Raw genomic sequence first — 15317 nt, forward strand, 5'->3', positions numbered from 1 at the left:
GGTTTCTTGCGCGAGCAGACGCAAACTCGGGCTCTTCAGGCGCCAATCACGCGAGTTCGCGTCTGCTCGCCGAGGTGGGGCGGGACAGGTGCTCGTCGATGCGGTCGACGAGGCGTCGGGGATGGACGCGGACGTCGGACGCCACGATCGGGATGACGGTCCACCCCAGCTGCTGAATGGCGGCGAAGCGGACTTTATCCCGCACCATCTGCAATGGTCCCGCATGCCACTCGACGCTCTCGTACTCGGCGACCACCCCGTGGTGGGGCCAGGCGAAGTCGACACGCCAACTCTGGTCCGAGCCGGTGATCACGAATTGCAGTTCGGCACGGGGAAGCCCGCCATCGATCATCACAAGGCGGGCTTCGCTCTCCATCGCCGACTCGGCTCGACCGTCGGCGAGCGGCGCGAGCGCGCGGACCGCGACGATGCCGCGCCTGCCCTTCTGCTCGTCGATCGCCGTGTCGAGGTCGGCGCGCGTGCACCATCCTGACCGCAGGGCGGCATCGAGCGTCGCAAGTGCTCGCGGCCGCGTCAGCGTGCGGGCCACTTCGACGGCCGTCCACGCGGGAGCAGTGGCGAGCCGGCCCTGCACGCGCTGCAACGGCGCGCCGAGTCGTTGATGCACCATCAGGCCGACGGTCGGGCGCACCCGCACACCCGGATCGAGAATGTGCACCGCCGTTCTGCCCTCGGTGTCGAATCCGTAGAGTGCCGCCGCCGTACCCATGCACGCGACCGCCGGCTGGCCGATATGGGCGTCGAGCGCCGCGAGGCGGCCCCACCGGTCCGGTGCTGCGGTGCCGTACACCCCGTGCCAGACGCGAATCAGCTCGCCCGTCTTCACCAGATGGTCGAGCTGCGCACGTGTGATGAGCGTCAGCAAGTCGGCGGTGGTGGCGTGACCCGAACGGCCGGCGATGAACTCAGCGATACATCGGTACACCGGTTGATCGTCAACCGATCGGGCAGACCCCTCGTGCGCCAAGTTCCTCGACTGGGGATGGATCGGGCATTGGGGATGGCTGCCCTCCGCGAGCAGACGCAAACTCGGCCGGATTTGCCGAAAACTGACCGAGTTTGTGTCTGCTCGCGGGAAGGCGGCGACCCCTACAGGCGGCCGGTGGCCTTCATCGCCAGGTAGTGGTCGGCCAGCGCGGGCGCCAGGTCCTCGGGCGGCGCGTCGACGACGTCGACGCCGTGGCCGCGCAGCCGCGACGCGACATCGAGTCGGTCACCGCGGGCCCGCTCGGCCGCGGCGGCGTCGTACACCTCGACCGCATCCGCCCGGCCGGCGGCGAGCGCATCGACCCGCGGGTCCGACACCGCCGCCAACAGCACCTGATGCCTGGCCGTCAACTGTGGCAGCACCGCCATCAGCCCCTCGTCGATCGCCGAGCTGTTCAGATCGGTCAGCAGCACCACCAGGGCCCGGCGCCGGACCCGCCGCAGCACCGCCGCGACCATCGCGCGCGCATCCGACTCCACGAGCGCGGGCTCCAGCGGCGCCATCGCGTCCACCAGCAGCGCGAGAAGTTCCGTGCGGGAGGCGTTGAACACCCCCGCCCGTGTCACGCGGTCGTGGGCGAGGAAGTCGACGTGATCGCCTGCGCGGGCGGCCAGCGCCGCGAGCAGCAGCGCGGCGTCCATCGACCAGTCCAGCCGCGGCCAGCCCGCCGGCCCCGCGGCCGTCGGATCCACCCCCACCCGGCCCGCCGACGTTCGGCCGGTGTCCAGCACGATGACCACCCGGCGGTCCCGCTCGGGCCGCCACGTGCGCACCACCACGTCGGCGCGCCGGGCGGTGGCCCTCCAGTCGATCGAGCGGATGTCGTCACCGATGACGTACTCCCGCAACGAGTCGAACTCGGTGCCCTGCCCCCGGATCAGTGCGGGCGTCGCACCCTCGAGCTCACGCAGCCGCGCCAGCCGCGACGGCAGGTGCTTGCGCGACAGGAACGGGGGCAGCATGCGCAGCGACCCGGTGACCGCGTGTGAGCCCTGCCGGCCCGCCAGGCCCAGCGGGCCGATCGAGCGGGCGGTCACCGGCCCCGCCACCTGATCGCCGCGCCGCACCGGCGTCAGCTGCGTGCGTAACGTAACCCGTTGCCCCGCAGCCAGATCCACCGGATGCAGCCGGGGCGCGGCGTTCGCACTCGGTGCCCACGCGTCGCGGACCACGCCGCGGAAGCGGGACCGGCCACCGTTCGTGACGGTCAGCACCGCGTCGACGGGCTGCCCCAGCCGCGCCGAGGTGGGACCGCTGCGGACCAACCCCAGGGCGCGGGGGTTGCCCGCCAGCGCCGCGTCGACCAGCACCGCGGCGGCCAGCAGTCCCAGCAGTATGACGAAAGTGATAGCGGGACCGGGGGAGAGCGCGATCGGCAGCGCGCAGACGAGCGCGATGACACCGGTGCGCCCGGTCAGGATCACCAGCGGGGCACCGGTACGGCCGCGAGGATCCCGTCGAGGACGCCGTCGGCCGACGCGCCCTCGAGCTCGGCCTCGGGGCGCAACGCCACCCGGTGGCGCAGCGTCGGCCGGGCCATCGCCTTGACGTCGTCGGGGGTGACGTAGGTACGCCCGGACAACCACGCCCACGTGCGAGCCGTCGACAGCAGGGCGGTCGCGCCGCGGGGCGACACCCCCAGTTGCAGCGACGGGGAACGCCGTGTCGCGCCGACGATGTCGACGATGTAGCCGAGGATCTCCTCGCCGGCGAGGACCTGACCGACGGCGTCGCGGCCCGCCGCGAGCTCCGCAGGCCCGGCCACCGGCTGCACCGCGGACAGGTTGCGCGGATCGAAACCGCGGGCATGCCGGTCGAGGATCGCGATCTCCTGATCGCGTGGGGGCAGCGGCACATCGAGCTTCAGCAGGAACCGGTCCAGCTGCGCCTCCGGCAGCTGATAGGTGCCCTCGTACTCGATCGGATTCTGGGTGGCCGCCACGATGAACGGGTCGGGCAGCGGCCGCGGTTCGCCTTCGACGCTGACCTGCCGCTCCTCCATGGCCTCCAGCAGTGCCGCCTGTGTCTTGGGTGGCGTGCGGTTGATCTCGTCGGCGAGAAGCAGATTCGTGAACACCGGCCCGGCGCGGAACGTGAACTCCGCGGTGCGCGCGTCGTACACCAGCGAACCCGTCACGTCGCCCGGCATCAGGTCGGGGGTGAACTGCACCCGTTTGAACTCCAGCTGCAGCGCCGCGGCCAGCGTGCGCACCAGCAGCGTCTTCGCGACGCCGGGGACGCCCTCGAGCAGCACGTGCCCGCGGCACAGCAGCGCGACCACCAGACCGCTGACCACCGCGTCCTGGCCGACGACGACCTTGGCGATCTCGGCGCGCAGGGCCATCAGCGCGGTGCGGGCACCTTCGTGGGTGACGGGCTGTGTCACGACTGTGCGACCTGCCTTTCGATGTCGTCGAGCGCCCGGGCGAGGTCCACCAGTTCGGTGTCGCTCGCCGGTGGCTGCCCGTAGAGGATAGGTCCGACCGTCCGCGGATCGAGGCCGCACCGCTGGGCGACGGCCGCGACGACGGCCGGCGGGGCGGCGTCACCCCGCAACCCCAGCCGGGGCGCCAGGCGCTGCCGCGCCGACGAGCGGAGCGCGTCGGCGGCGCGGTCCCGCGCGCGCCGGGACCGGTACAGCCGACCGCGGCCCTCCACGGTCTCCGATGCGCGGACCACCACCGGCAGCGGCTCGACGACCAGCGGGCCGACCCGCCGACCCCGCCAGAGCGCCAGCAGTGCCACCGCCACGCCGAGCTGCACGACCAGCCACGTCATCTGGTCGGGGATCAGGTCGGTGAGGGCGGCGTCGCCGACAGATCCGGTGCCCTCGCTGTGCTGCGGGGCATACCAGATCACCGTGGGACGGCTGCCCGCGAGGTTCATCGCCAACGCGGCGTTGCCTTCCTCGGGCAGGCCCGAGTTAGTCAGAAATCCCGAGCCGCCGACCACGGTGACGGTGCGGCCGGCGTCGTCGTAACGGGCCAGCACGCCGCGGTAGCACCGGGTCACCGGCGTCGCGCCGGCGGCCTCATAGGTGTCGGCCGCGTCGAACTGCACGGTCCCGGCCCGTTCCGCCGCGCGCAGGTCGCATTCTGGCGCCAGACCGCCGAATTCGGTCGAGCCGCTGCTGCGCAGCGCCGGCGCAAGCGCTTCGCGGGTCTTGCCGACCGGCTCGACGAGAAGCCGGTCCCCGGGAAGCGCGGCGAGCCGGGCCAGTTGCTCGTCGTCGTACAGCCAGAACGTCTGCGCCGCGACCAGCAGCGTGTCGGGCCGTGCGGCGCGCGCGACGTCGCCCACGGTGTCGGCCACGACGACGTCGATCCCGTTGTCGCGCAACAGGGTGACCAGCGCGCGGGCGCCGTCGGGGGACGTCGAGCCCGCATCGAGGTGGCCACCGGGGCGCGCCGCCGTCAGCCAGGTGCTCACGGCGGCGACCGCGACGACGGCGGCCAGGCCCAGCAGCACCCAGCGCCAGGTGCGCCACCGCTGGCCGACGGTGGGGCCGAGCGCGGTGCTCATCGGAGCGCGGCCCAATCCTGTTGTGCCGGGCTGCCATCCGAACCGGTGGTGGCGGCAGACGGGCGAGCGGCCACGTCGTCGTCGAGCGCGGCGATCATTCGGTACTGCTCCTCATGGCCGGGCAACTCGCCGTAGGTCACGTCGTTGAACGCCTCGGCCGCGGAGGCGAATCGGTCGGCCAGCACGGGCAGCGCCCGGCCGGCGTCGCGGGCGAGTTCGGTGGCCGTGCGCCCCGGCGCCGCGGCCAGCGTCCCGTTGTCCTCGAGGTGGCGGGCGACCGCACGCAACCGGTGACGGATCGCGGCTGCCCAGTCGGCGGCCGCGGCGTGGTGCTCGGCGGCCGCACGGTGTTCGGCGGCACTGAGATCGTGATCGTCGAACAGCGGATCGCCCTCGGATCGACTGCTGCGCATGGCCCGTCGCGCGATGCGGACCGCGACCAGGACGGCGACGGCCAGCAGCACAAGCAGGATAGCGACGGTGAACCAGCCGCCGGGCACCGACGCGGCGCCTGCGGTGATCCGGTACAGGAGTCGTTCGATCCAGGTGAGGATCTGGTCGGTCAGCGACTCCCTCGGGTAGATCGCCTTGGAGAGTTCTCGGCGAGCCGCGTCCCGCGCGGCGTCTCGGTCGATGTCGATCGGCACCACGTCAGCGCTGGCCGGTCAGCCACAGGTCGTCGGTGGTCTGCGGCACCACCGCCGTCTGCGCTGCGCCGGTCTGCAGCACCAGGTCGAACGCCTCGGCACGGATGCGCCGATCGGTGTACTGCAGCACCACGATTCCGGCGCTGAACGGCCCGGTGATGATCTGGCCGATCGCACCGCCGACCGCGATGATCACCAACGCGATCATCGCGGCGGTCACGGTGGTTCCGGTGGTGAGCAGGATCTGGCCGCCGAAGCTGAAGGGGATAGCAACGGCGCTCGCGACGAGCTGGGCCACCAGCACCGCGAGCAGCCGGATGCCGAGCACCCGCCAGAAGTCGTTGCGCACCAGGGCGAAGGAGCGCCGGATCGAGGAGATGATGTCGCGGCGCTCCAGCACGATCGCCACCGGAGTGAACGACAGCATCGTCAAGAGATAGGCCAGCGCCGCGATCAGGGCGAGCGCAAGCGGAGCGCCGATCGCGAACGCCACCCAGCCGTTGGCGGCCACCGCCACGACCGCGATGATCGCCGCGACGACGATGATCAACAGGACCGCGCCGAGGGCTTCGAGGACGGTGAACCCGAGCAGTGCCCACAACCGCGGCTTCAACCGCTGCCACGCCTCGCCGATGGAGATTCCCGCGCCGAAGATGGAGCGCCCGATGACGACGGTCAGCAGTCCGCTGAGCAGGATCGTGGACAACGCGGTGGCGATGCCGGCCGCGACACTCGACACCAGCGACGCGATGCCCGCGCCGGTTTCGAACATCGTGGCGCCGGGGGCCGCGCCGTCGATGGCCTGGTTGACGTCGCCGCTGAACGCCAACGGCCACAACGACAGGATCAGCGCGAGCAGTTGCGCGGCGACCACCACGATGGTGGTCAGGCCGAGCGTGGCCTTGGGATTGCTCCGCATGTAGGCGAACGCGCCGTTGAACATGTCCGAGAGGGTGAGCGGCCGCAGCGGGACGATGCCGGGCCGCAGCACCGGGGGCTGATAGCCGGGCGGCGGCCCATAGCCCGGGGGCGGGCCGTATCCCGGCGGGGGACCGTACCCCGGGGGCGGACCGTAGGCGTAGCCGGGCGGCGGATACCCGGGATAGCCGGGCGGCGGCATGCCTGGGGGTGGTGTGCCCGCCGGGCCGTATCCGCCGGCGCTGTAGGTCATGATCACCATCTTGTCGATCGCTGTCCCGATCGGCAACGTCACCTGCGGGCGCGCCCCGTTTCGGAGACGCCGTCCCGGGTACCCCCGCCGCATGACCCGTTTCGGCTACACCCTGATGACCGAACAGAGCGGCCCGAAAGACCTTGTCCGCTATGCGGTTTCGGCAGAGCAGGCGGGCTTCGACTTCGAAGTCTCCAGCGACCACTACTTCCCGTGGCTGGCCTCTCAGGGCCACGCCCCGTACGCGTGGTCGGTGCTCGGAGCCGTCGCGCACGCCACCGAACGTGTCGAGTTGATGACGTATGTCACGTGCCCGACGATCCGGTATCACCCGGCCGTCGTCGCGCAGAAGGCGGCGACACTGCAGATCCTGGCCGACGGCCGGTTCACCCTCGGGGTGGGCACCGGCGAGAACCTCAACGAGCACGTCGTCGGCAAGGGCTGGCCCACCATCGCGCGGCGCCAGGAGATGTTGCGCGAAGCGATCCAGATCATCCGCGAACTGCACACCGGCGAGCTCGTCGACTGGAAGGGCGAGCACTTCGAGGTCGACTCCGCGCGGATCTGGGACGTGCCGGAGGTGCCGGTCCCGATCGCCGCGGCCGTGTCCGGTGACCGCTCGGTGGAGGCGTTCGCCCCGCTGGCCGATCACCTGATCGCCGTCGAGCCGAACAAGGATCTGGTCGACGCCTGGCACGACGCGCGGCGCGCCACCGGGCTGCCGGGCGACGTGCGGGTCATCGGGCAGATCCCGATCAGTTGGGACCCCGACCGCGACGCGGCGATCGAGCGGGCCCACGACCAGTTCCGGTGGTTCGCCGGCGGCTGGGCCGTCAACGCCGACCTGCCGACCACGATGGGCTTCGACGGCGCGACGCAATTCGTCCGGCCGGAGGACACCGCGGAGTCGATTCCGTGCGGACCCGACCTCGACGCGATCGTCGAGGCGGTGAGCGAGTACTGGAAGGCCGGTTTCACCGACATCGCGCTGGTTCAGGTCGGCGGCGACAGCCAGGACGCGTTCTTCAAAGAAGCAGCAGAGCCGCTGCTCGACAAACTCCGCAGTGCCGCACAGTGAGGACGGGCCGATGACGCGAGGTAGTGGAATCTACGACGACGAGAGCGGGTCGACCGCCGACAAGGCGCAGGACACCGAGAAGGATCCGGACCGCGACACTCCCGACGTCGACAAGGACGGCGGCGAGCCGACGGCCTGAGCCCGTTCAGCGTTGTCGGCGGTCGAGCGCATCGATGCCGTGCAGGATCGCCCGCAGCCCGAACTCGTAGTGGGCGTCGGCGTCGTGTGCCGCCGAATGCGCTTGTCCCGCAGCGGTTCCGACCCGGGAGGCCAACGGGTAGCGCTCGGTGACGCCGAGCGTGGCGAGCTTGGCGCCCTCGCGCTGCCACCACTGCTCAGGCGATTCCTGAGTGCGCTCGCGGCGTGCGTGCGCCCGTGCCCGCGCGCACGAACGGACGAAGTCCAGCACCAGCGTCAGCGCGGCGTCTTTGTCGGTGTCGGAAAGCCCTAGCGGCTCGACCGCGGCCAGTTCGCGCTCGTACTTGGCGAGTGTGCCTGGACCGAGCACGGTGCGCTCCGACTCGATGTCCGCCATCCAGGGGTGCTCGTCGAACAGCCGGGCGTTGTCGGCGGCGACGGATCGCAGCCGGGCTTCCCAGTCGCCGGACAGCCCGCGATGCGTCATGTCCGCCCGGCATTGGTCCACCATGAGTTCGAGCAGTTGTTCGCGACCGTCGATGTAGGAGTACACCGACATCACCGGCGCGGCCAGGGCCTGCGCGACGTCACGCAGCGTGAAGGACAAGCCCGTGCGGTCGGCCACGGCGATGGCCGCGGCCACGACGGCGTCGACGGTGAACCGGGGAGGCCGGCCCCGGCGCGGTGCGGCAGGCAGTTCCCGACGCCACAGCAGTTCGATGGTGCCCATGTGCGCTCCAGCAGGCCGGTTGCATTTCCGTGCAGTGTACGGATACTGGTTCTCGTACAGAATACGAGAAAGGAATGTGCATGAAGGTGACTGGCACGGCGATTTCCCTCAACGTCGCCGATCCGAGCGCGTCAGCCGAGTTCCTGACCCGCCACGTCGGCCACACGGTCGCGATGCAGGCGGACGGATTCGTGTCGCTGAGCCACCCCGACGGCGGGCCGAATGTCGTCTATCTGCGCTCCGGCCTGCCGACGTTCCGGCCCGCGCACCGGGCCGGTAGCGCCGGCGACGGTCTGCTGCTGGTGTTCGTCGTCGACGACGTCGACGCGGTCTACGAGAACGTCCGCGCCGCCGGCGCCTCCGTCGTCACCGCTCCCGAAACCGAGCCGTGGGGTGAGCGGTACTGCCAGTTCGAGGACCCCAACGGGATCATCGTCCAGTTCGTCACGTGGGTGTGACGGGGTCGTGGCGGCGCTTCGTCTCCAGCCGGTACCAGGTCCACCAGAACAGGAGAGCCGCGGCGATCGACCCCGCGGCGGCCAGCCACTGCGAACTGAGGAAGAGGCGCCAGGCCGTGGGCCGGTCGTTCACGTAGGCAGAAGCCGCATGGAGCATCGCAACCGTGCCCAGCACCAAGCTCGCGGCACCGATGAGGCCCACGATCACGATGAACACTGTCCGTAACAGGTAGCGCTGCGGACGCGGAGAGACCACCGCACGGATCCGCCCCGTCCACGCCAGCACCTGGGCAGCCGTACATGCCACGGCCAGAGCCACGGCATCGGCGACGAGCGTGTCGGAGAGGCGGTGAACCTGAACGATGACGGTGTACGCCCCGATGCCCACCGCCCACGAGAGGGTGAAGAACATGGCAACGCCGCGGAAGCGGTAGGGCACCACGATCAGCGTCGCAAAAAGGAGACACATCGCCGCGGTGGTATGTCCACTGGGCACGGTGTTCTCGGCAATGGTGTTGTGTGCCGCCAGGAGATCAGGACGAGAGAGCACGTGATGTTTCAACAGTTGTGTCACGGCCTGGCCGCCGAGGATGACGCCGACTCCAGCGACCGCCAACCACACTTGACGACGCAGCAACCCGACCACTGCGACGAGTGCCGTGGCAGCCAGTTGTGAGGTCACCGTGATGGTGTGCAGCGCGTGCATCGCGACCCGACGCACGTCGGGATCGACCTGATGCGCGCCGCGCAGGGCCGCCTCCTCGAGTCGCTGTCCCGTGCTGGTCTGATCGGCCAACAGATAGACAGCAGCGCCGAAGAGCAGTGCCCCGATCATCACCCCCGTCCACTGGCGCGTGGCACGTCGTAGCAGGCGGTCGCCGTCGAGAGTCACCCCCTTGTGCGACCTCGTCACCAGTCACAGCCCTCTCGCCCGTCTGTGGGAAAAGAAAAACGCCCGAACCAGTTCGTCGGTCCGGGCGTTTCACCTGCGATCACACGAGTCGGGGTGGCGGGATTCGAACCCACGACCTCTTCGTCCCGAACGAAGCACGCTACCAAGCTGCGCCACACCCCGAGTGAAGCCACGACAGCGTATCGCACCGCCCGCCGTTGAAGCCAAACGCGTATCGGCTCCGCGACACGCCGCGGGATGGAACTGGCCTGCGGAAAGCGTTATGCACACTGAGAACGACGAACGGACGAAAGCAGGCGGGACATGACTGGGCTGGGTGCATCGATCTACCTGGGCTTCTTCGCGTTGGCCGCGCTGTGGCTGTTCCTGACCTCCGACGGCCCGCTGACGCGGCGCTCCGAGAATCAGGGCCAGCGGCCCGACCGCTCGAACTCGGCGAGCACCTCGGCCGGTTCGGACGGATCGAGCCCGTGGCTGGTGAGCCACTCGTCGCGGAAGTAGGTCTCCGCGTAGCGCTCGCCTCCGTCGGCGAGCAGCGTGACCACCGACCCGCTGCGCCCCTGCGACCTCATCTCGGCCAGCAGGCCGAACGCGCCCCACAGATTGGTCCCCGTGGACGGTCCCACCCGCCGGCCGAGCACCCGGCTCACGTGATGAGCGGCCGCCACCGACGCCGCGTCGGGCACCACGACCATCCGGTCGACCACACCCGGCAGGAACGACGGTTCGACCCGCGGCCGTCCGATCCCCTCGATCCTGGACGACTTCCCGGTGACGACGCCGGGATCGTCGTTCAGATACGACGGGTAGAACGCCGAGTTCTCCGGATCGACCACGCACAGCCGCGTCGGGTGGCGCCGGTAGCGCAGGTACCGCCCGATCGTCGCGCTGGTGCCGCCGGTGCCCGCGCCGACCACGATCCACTCCGGCACCGGGTGGGTCTCGCGTGCCATCTGATCGAAGATCGACTCGGCGATGTTGTTGTTGCCACGCCAGTCGGTCGCGCGTTCGGCGTTGGTGAACTGGTCGAGGTAATGCCCGCCGGTCTGGTCGGCCAGCCGTTGCGCCTCGGCGTACACCTGAGCTGACTCGGTGACGAAATGGCAACGGCCGCCCTGGGATTCGATCAGAGCGACCTTGGTGGCACTCGTCGAGGCCGGCATCACCGCGATGAACGGCAGCCCCAGCATCGACGCGAAGTAGGCCTCCGACACCGCCGTCGACCCGGACGACGCCTCGATGACGGTCGTGCCCTCGCAGATCCAGCCGTTGCACAGCGCGTAGAGAAACAGCGAGCGGGCCAGCCGGTGCTTGAGGCTGCCGGTGATGTGCGTGCTCTCGTCCTTGAGATACAGCGCCAGATCGCAGTCGTGCGACCAGCTCGACGGCAGCGGGTAGCGCAGCAGATGGGTGTCTGCGCTGCGGCGGGCGTCCGCCTCGATCAGCCGCACGGCGTTGTCGGCCCACGAACGGGACCGGTCATGCGCGGCCGAGGAGGCCGAGTGGTTCACCGCGCCGATACGGTGGGGTGGGACTGCCCCGCGCGCGTCCCCGCGTCCGACCCGCCGGTCGGTGCCGCCACCAGCGTCAGCAGTGTCGCCTCCGGCCGGCAGCAGAATCGCAGCGGCGCGAATGGCGACGTGCCGATCCCGGCCGAGACGTGCAGCTGGGTGCGTGCGCCCCACCGCGACGGCCCCTTCACCCGGGACCGGTCCAGGTCGCAGTTGGTCACGAGCGCGCCGTAGAACGGCAGGCACAGCTGCCCGCCGTGGGTGTGCCCGGCCATCACCAGCTGGTAGCCGTCGGTGGCGAAGCGGTCCAGCACCCGCGGCTCGGGGGAGTGGGTCAGCCCCAGCGTCAGGTTCGCGGTCGGGTCGGCCGCGCCGGCGATGGTGGCGTAGCGATCCCGCGACAGATGGGGATCGTCGACGCCGGCTGCGGCGATGTGCAGGCCGGCCACCTCGAACTCGCGCCGGGTGTGCGTCATGTCCAGCCAGCCCCGCTCGGTGAACGCCGCCCGCAGGTCCTGCCAGGGCAGCGGCTCACCGTGGATGCGGTGACCCGGGTTGGTCAGGTAGTTGGCCGGGTTCTTCAGCCGGGGCGCGAAGTAGTCGTTGCTGCCGAACACGAACACGCCGGGCACCGACAGCAGGTCGCCGAGGGCCTGAACCACCGCGGGCACCGCTTTCGGGTGCGCCAGGTTGTCACCGGTGTTGACCACCAGGTCGGGCTTCAGACCCGCCAGCTCGCGCAGCCACGCCTGCTTACGGCGCTGGGCCGGCCGCATGTGGATGTCGCTGAGGTGCAGCACCTTCAGGGGAGACGACCCGGGGGAGAGCACCGGCATCGTCGCCTCGCGCACGACGAACGCGTTGCGCTCGATCAGCGAGGCGTAGCCGATCCCGGCGACGAGGGCGCCCGCCGAAGCGAGAGCGGCGTTCTTCACTGTCGAGCTGGCAGAAACGGAAGACACGCGGTCCAGACTACTGCCAGTCGCCGTGCGGCGGACGGCCTGCGACCGTCACGGAGGAGGCGGCGGGGCCGGCGGCGGGCCGAGCACTGGGACGGTGATCGGCGGTAGACCCGGGATCTGGATCACGGTCTCGCCCACTGGCGGCGGAGGCAGCCCCGGGGGCAGCGCGCCGGGCGGCGGTGGCGGCGGCGCCGGAGCGATGCCGTTGGAGATCTGAATGGTGATGATCGACCCGGGCACCGTCTGACCGCTCGGGGTCGTCCCGACGACCGTGCCGTAGGACGACGCACTGTTCACCGGAGTCGCCTGGTCGGCGACCTGGAAGCCGGCCTCGCGCAACCGCTGCCGCGCCGTGTCCTGATTCATGCCGGCCACACTCGGCACCCGCGAGCCGGGAGCGCCGTCGACGTAGCGGGGGTCGGTCGGGGGCAGTGCCACGTCGCCGAAGGCAGTCGCGATGGGTTGCATGGCCGTGAACCACGTCCGGGCCGGCTCGTTGCCGCCGAACAGGTTGCCGTCACCGCACTGGCGCAGCGGGAACGAGCAGAGCTCGCCGGGGGCGTTGGAGTCGTCGTAGATGTAGTTGGCGGCCGCCAGCTGATTGGTGAAGCCGAGGAACCCCGACGACCGGTGCGCCTCGGTTGTGCCGGTCTTGCCCGACATCGGCAGGTTCCAGCCCACCGAGCCGGCCGCGCCGGCCGCGGTACCCGAGCCCTGGTCGTCCTTGCTCATCGCGTTGGCCAGCGTGTTGGCCAGCCCCTCGGGCACGGCCTGCTCGCAGGTCTCGGTGGTCACCGACACCTCCTCGCCGTTGCGGTCGACGACCTGCGCGATCGGGTTCGGCGGGCACCAGGTGCCCCCGGAGGACAGCGTCGCCGCGACGTTGGACAGCTCGAGTGCATTCACCTCGATGGGCCCCAGCGTGAACGACCCCAGGTTCTGCCGCTTGACGAAATCGGCCAGGCTCTCGTTGCTCTCGGGGTCGTAGTCGCGCGCGGTGCCGGGCAGTGCGTAGGACCGCAGCCCCAGCCGCACCGCCATGTCGACGGTGCGCTGCACGCCGACCTGGGCGATCAGCTTGGCGAACGCGGTGTTCGGCGACGTCGCCAGCGCGTCGGTGACGCTCATCTGGCCGCGGTAGTTGCCTGCGTTCTGCACACACCAGGTGGCCGGCGGGCAGCCGCGGGCGCCGCCGGTGCCCAGGCCCTTGGCCTCGAACCGCGACGGCGCGTCGAGCTGGGCGTTGATGCCCATCCCCATCTCCAGCGCCGCGGCGGTGGTGAAGATCTTGAAGATCGACCCTGCGCCGTCACCCACCAGCGAGAAGGGCTGAGGCTGCATGGTCTCGCCGGCATCGAGGTTCAGGCCGTAGGTCCGGTTGCTGGCCATCGCGAGCACCGGATGGGACTCCTTGCCCGGGCGGATCACGCTCATCACGCTCGCCACGCCGTCCAGATCAGGGCTGGCGATGCCGTCGATCGACGACTTCACGGTGTTCTGGATGTCGGGATCCAACGTGGTCTTGATCAGGTAACCGCCCTTGGCCACCTGGTCCTTGCTGATACCGGCGCGGGCCAGGTAGTCCAGCGCGTAGTCGCAGAAGAACGCACGATCACCGGCGGCGATGCAGCCACGCGGCAGTTCCTTGGGCGTCGGAAGGATGCCGAGCGGTTCCTGCTTGGCCGCCCGCAACTCGTCGGCGTGCTCGGGCAGGTTCTCGATCATCGTGTCGAGCACCAGGTTGCGCCGCGCCAGCGCACCGTCGGGGTTGGTGTACGGGTTCAGCGTGCTGGTCGACTGGACCATGCCGGCCAGCAGCGCGGCCTGCTGCCAGTTCAGCTCCGCGGCGTTGATACCGAAGTAGGTCTGGGCGGCGTCCTGCACGCCGAAGGCGCCGTTGCCGAAGGAGACCAGGTTCAGGTAGCGGGTCAGGATCTCCGGTTTGGTGAAGGTCTTGTCCAGCGTCAACGCCATGCGGATCTCCCGCAGCTTGCGCGCCGGGGTGGTCTCGATCGCCGCCCGCTTCTCCGCGTCGGTCTGCGCGATCACCAGCAGTTGGTAGTTCTTGACGTACTGCTGCTCGAGCGTCGAGCCACCGCGGGTGTCGAGGTTGCCGGACAGGTATCCCGACAAGCCGGTCAGCGTGCCCTGCCAGTCCACGCCGTTGTGCTCGGCAAACCTCTTGTCCTCGATCGACACGATCGCCAGCTTCATGGCGTTGGCGATCTGGTCGCTGGGCACCTCGAAGCGCCGCTGGCTGTAGAGCCAGGCGATCACATTGCCCTTCGCGTCGACCATCGTCGACACCTGCGGCACCTCACCCTCGACCAGCTGAGCCGAGCCGTTGGCCACCACATCGGAGGCGCGGTTGGACATCAGCCCCACTCCGCCGACGACGGGGAACATCAGCCCCGCGGCGATCACGCTCGCGAGAAGCACGCACCAGGCGAGCTTGATGACCGTCACCGCCTTGGGCGGCCGGGTCGTCTCGTCCTCCGGCATGCGTACAGAGTAGCGACGGGTGCAGGGCACACTGACGCCGAGCGGACCTGACTGACTCCTGGCAGAGGGTGACAAATGCAGAGGTCGGGCACTGTACCGGCCTGACGGCACGGTCGTCCCAAAAAAGTGGTCACGAATGTATTGCGCAGAATGCCTGTGACCACCTAAATTGAGCGCACAGTGCGATACAGGTCACACTAGACCCTCGCAATGTGGCGTAGATCGCATGCGGTGGTCGACGTCGGTGTATCAGCCGTCTGCGTTGTCGGGGCGCGGCCAGAACGAAGGGGATCGCTGGTGTCAGTTACCAAGCCCGCCGCTCGCAAGACCACTGTGAATCCGTCAGGTGAGTCCATTCTGCACGGCGCCGAGGCCGAAGCCCGTATTGCGTGGGTTTCGCAGGCCCGGTGTCGCCAGGCCGATCCCGACGAACTGTTCGTGCGCGGCGCAGCCCAGCGCAAGGCAGCGGTCATCTGCCGGCACTGCCCGGTGATCGCCGAGTGCGGCGCCGACGCCCTGGACAACCGCGTCGAGTTCGGCGTCTGGGGTGGCATGACCGAACGCCAGCGCCGCGCCCTGCTCAAGCAGCACCCGGAAGTGGTGTCCTGGTCGGATTTCTTCGCCGCACAGCGCAAACACCGCAGCGCCGGCTAGACCCGGCGGCTTTCCCCGCCGT

The 15317-nt window shown here is 70.1% G+C and carries 15 protein-coding genes and 1 tRNA gene; 4 read left to right on the forward strand and 12 right to left on the reverse strand.

The window, feature by feature from the left end; all coding sequences use genetic code 11:
- Positions 1 to 46 precede the first annotated feature (46 nt).
- The 6 genes from G6N45_RS07250 to G6N45_RS07275 form a co-directional block, all read right to left on the reverse strand.
- Positions 47 to 946 (reverse strand): type IV toxin-antitoxin system AbiEi family antitoxin domain-containing protein, encoded by a 900-nt coding sequence (locus G6N45_RS07250; RefSeq protein ID WP_163721205.1) that lies wholly within the window; start codon positions 944 to 946, stop codon positions 47 to 49.
- 164 nt (positions 947 to 1110) lie between these two features.
- Entirely contained in the window at positions 1111 to 2433 is a 1323-nt protein-coding gene (locus G6N45_RS07255) for a DUF58 domain-containing protein (protein WP_163721207.1), read from the reverse strand.
- A complete protein-coding gene (locus G6N45_RS07260; protein WP_235570491.1) occupies positions 2430 to 3353 on the reverse strand; it encodes an AAA family ATPase in 924 nt (307 codons plus the stop codon). Before G6N45_RS07260 ends, G6N45_RS07255 begins: the two co-directional genes overlap by 4 nt.
- Positions 3354 to 3391: 38 nt before the next feature.
- Positions 3392 to 4531: a DUF4350 domain-containing protein gene (locus tag G6N45_RS07265; RefSeq protein WP_163721211.1), complete on the reverse strand. Its 1140-nt coding sequence runs from the start codon at positions 4529 to 4531 to the stop codon at positions 3392 to 3394.
- Positions 4528 to 5181 carry a DUF4129 domain-containing protein gene (locus G6N45_RS07270; protein WP_163721213.1) on the reverse strand — a complete coding sequence of 218 codons (654 nt, stop codon included), beginning with the start codon at positions 5179 to 5181 and terminating at the stop codon, positions 4528 to 4530. The genes G6N45_RS07265 and G6N45_RS07270 overlap by 4 nt, the downstream gene beginning before the upstream one ends.
- 1 nt (position 5182) lies before the next feature.
- Positions 5183 to 6349, reverse strand: coding sequence for a DUF7847 domain-containing protein (locus G6N45_RS07275; RefSeq protein ID WP_246229038.1), 1167 nt, complete (start codon positions 6347 to 6349; stop codon positions 5183 to 5185).
- Between the two features lie 91 nt (positions 6350 to 6440).
- Here G6N45_RS07275 and G6N45_RS07280 point away from each other — a divergent pair, with 91 nt between their 5' ends.
- Both G6N45_RS07280 and G6N45_RS28240 read left to right on the forward strand, forming a co-directional pair.
- On the forward strand, positions 6441 to 7427 hold the full coding sequence (locus G6N45_RS07280; RefSeq protein WP_163721216.1) for an LLM class F420-dependent oxidoreductase: 987 nt from the start codon (positions 6441 to 6443) through the stop codon (positions 7425 to 7427).
- A gap of 10 nt (positions 7428 to 7437) precedes the next feature.
- Entirely contained in the window at positions 7438 to 7566 is a 129-nt protein-coding gene (locus G6N45_RS28240) for a hypothetical protein (protein ID WP_264058167.1), read from the forward strand.
- Between the two features lie 6 nt (positions 7567 to 7572).
- Here the strand turns inward: G6N45_RS28240 and G6N45_RS07285 are convergent, their stop codons facing one another.
- The gene (locus G6N45_RS07285) at positions 7573 to 8295 is read right to left on the reverse strand and encodes a TetR/AcrR family transcriptional regulator C-terminal domain-containing protein (protein ID WP_163721217.1); all 723 of its coding nucleotides are present in this window, start codon (positions 8293 to 8295) and stop codon (positions 7573 to 7575) included.
- An 80-nt stretch (positions 8296 to 8375) separates the two neighbouring features.
- Here G6N45_RS07285 and G6N45_RS07290 point away from each other — a divergent pair, with 80 nt between their 5' ends.
- The gene (locus tag G6N45_RS07290; protein WP_163721219.1) at positions 8376 to 8753 is read left to right on the forward strand and encodes a VOC family protein; all 378 of its coding nucleotides are present in this window, start codon (positions 8376 to 8378) and stop codon (positions 8751 to 8753) included.
- Here the strand turns inward: G6N45_RS07290 and G6N45_RS07295 are convergent.
- The 5 genes from G6N45_RS07295 to ponA2 all read right to left on the reverse strand — a co-directional run bounded on the left by G6N45_RS07295 (position 8740) and on the right by ponA2 (position 14641).
- Entirely contained in the window at positions 8740 to 9666 is a 927-nt protein-coding gene (locus G6N45_RS07295) for a phosphatase PAP2 family protein (protein WP_246228911.1), read from the reverse strand. The two genes, G6N45_RS07290 and G6N45_RS07295, sit on opposite strands and share 14 nt — an antisense overlap.
- A gap of 88 nt (positions 9667 to 9754) precedes the next feature.
- Positions 9755 to 9828 (reverse strand) — tRNA-Pro (locus G6N45_RS07300).
- A gap of 242 nt (positions 9829 to 10070) precedes the next feature.
- Positions 10071 to 11177: an L-cysteine desulfhydrase Cds1 gene (gene cds1 / locus G6N45_RS07310; protein WP_163721221.1), complete on the reverse strand. Its 1107-nt coding sequence runs from the start codon at positions 11175 to 11177 to the stop codon at positions 10071 to 10073.
- Positions 11174 to 12139, reverse strand: a complete 966-nt coding sequence (locus G6N45_RS07315; protein WP_163721223.1) for a metallophosphoesterase — start codon at positions 12137 to 12139, stop codon at positions 11174 to 11176. The genes cds1 and G6N45_RS07315 overlap by 4 nt, the downstream gene beginning before the upstream one ends.
- A gap of 48 nt (positions 12140 to 12187) precedes the next feature.
- Positions 12188 to 14641, reverse strand: a complete 2454-nt coding sequence (gene ponA2, locus G6N45_RS07320; RefSeq protein ID WP_163721225.1) for a transglycosylase/D,D-transpeptidase PonA2 — start codon at positions 14639 to 14641, stop codon at positions 12188 to 12190.
- A gap of 297 nt (positions 14642 to 14938) precedes the next feature.
- On the opposite strand from ponA2, the gene G6N45_RS07325 reads away from it, so the two are divergent.
- Positions 14939 to 15295, forward strand: coding sequence for a WhiB family transcriptional regulator (locus G6N45_RS07325; RefSeq protein WP_163721227.1), 357 nt, complete (start codon positions 14939 to 14941; stop codon positions 15293 to 15295).
- Positions 15296 to 15317 lie beyond the last annotated feature (22 nt).

It is taken from the genome of Mycolicibacterium psychrotolerans (assembly GCF_010729305.1).
Lineage (GTDB): Bacteria > Actinomycetota > Actinomycetes > Mycobacteriales > Mycobacteriaceae > Mycobacterium > Mycobacterium psychrotolerans.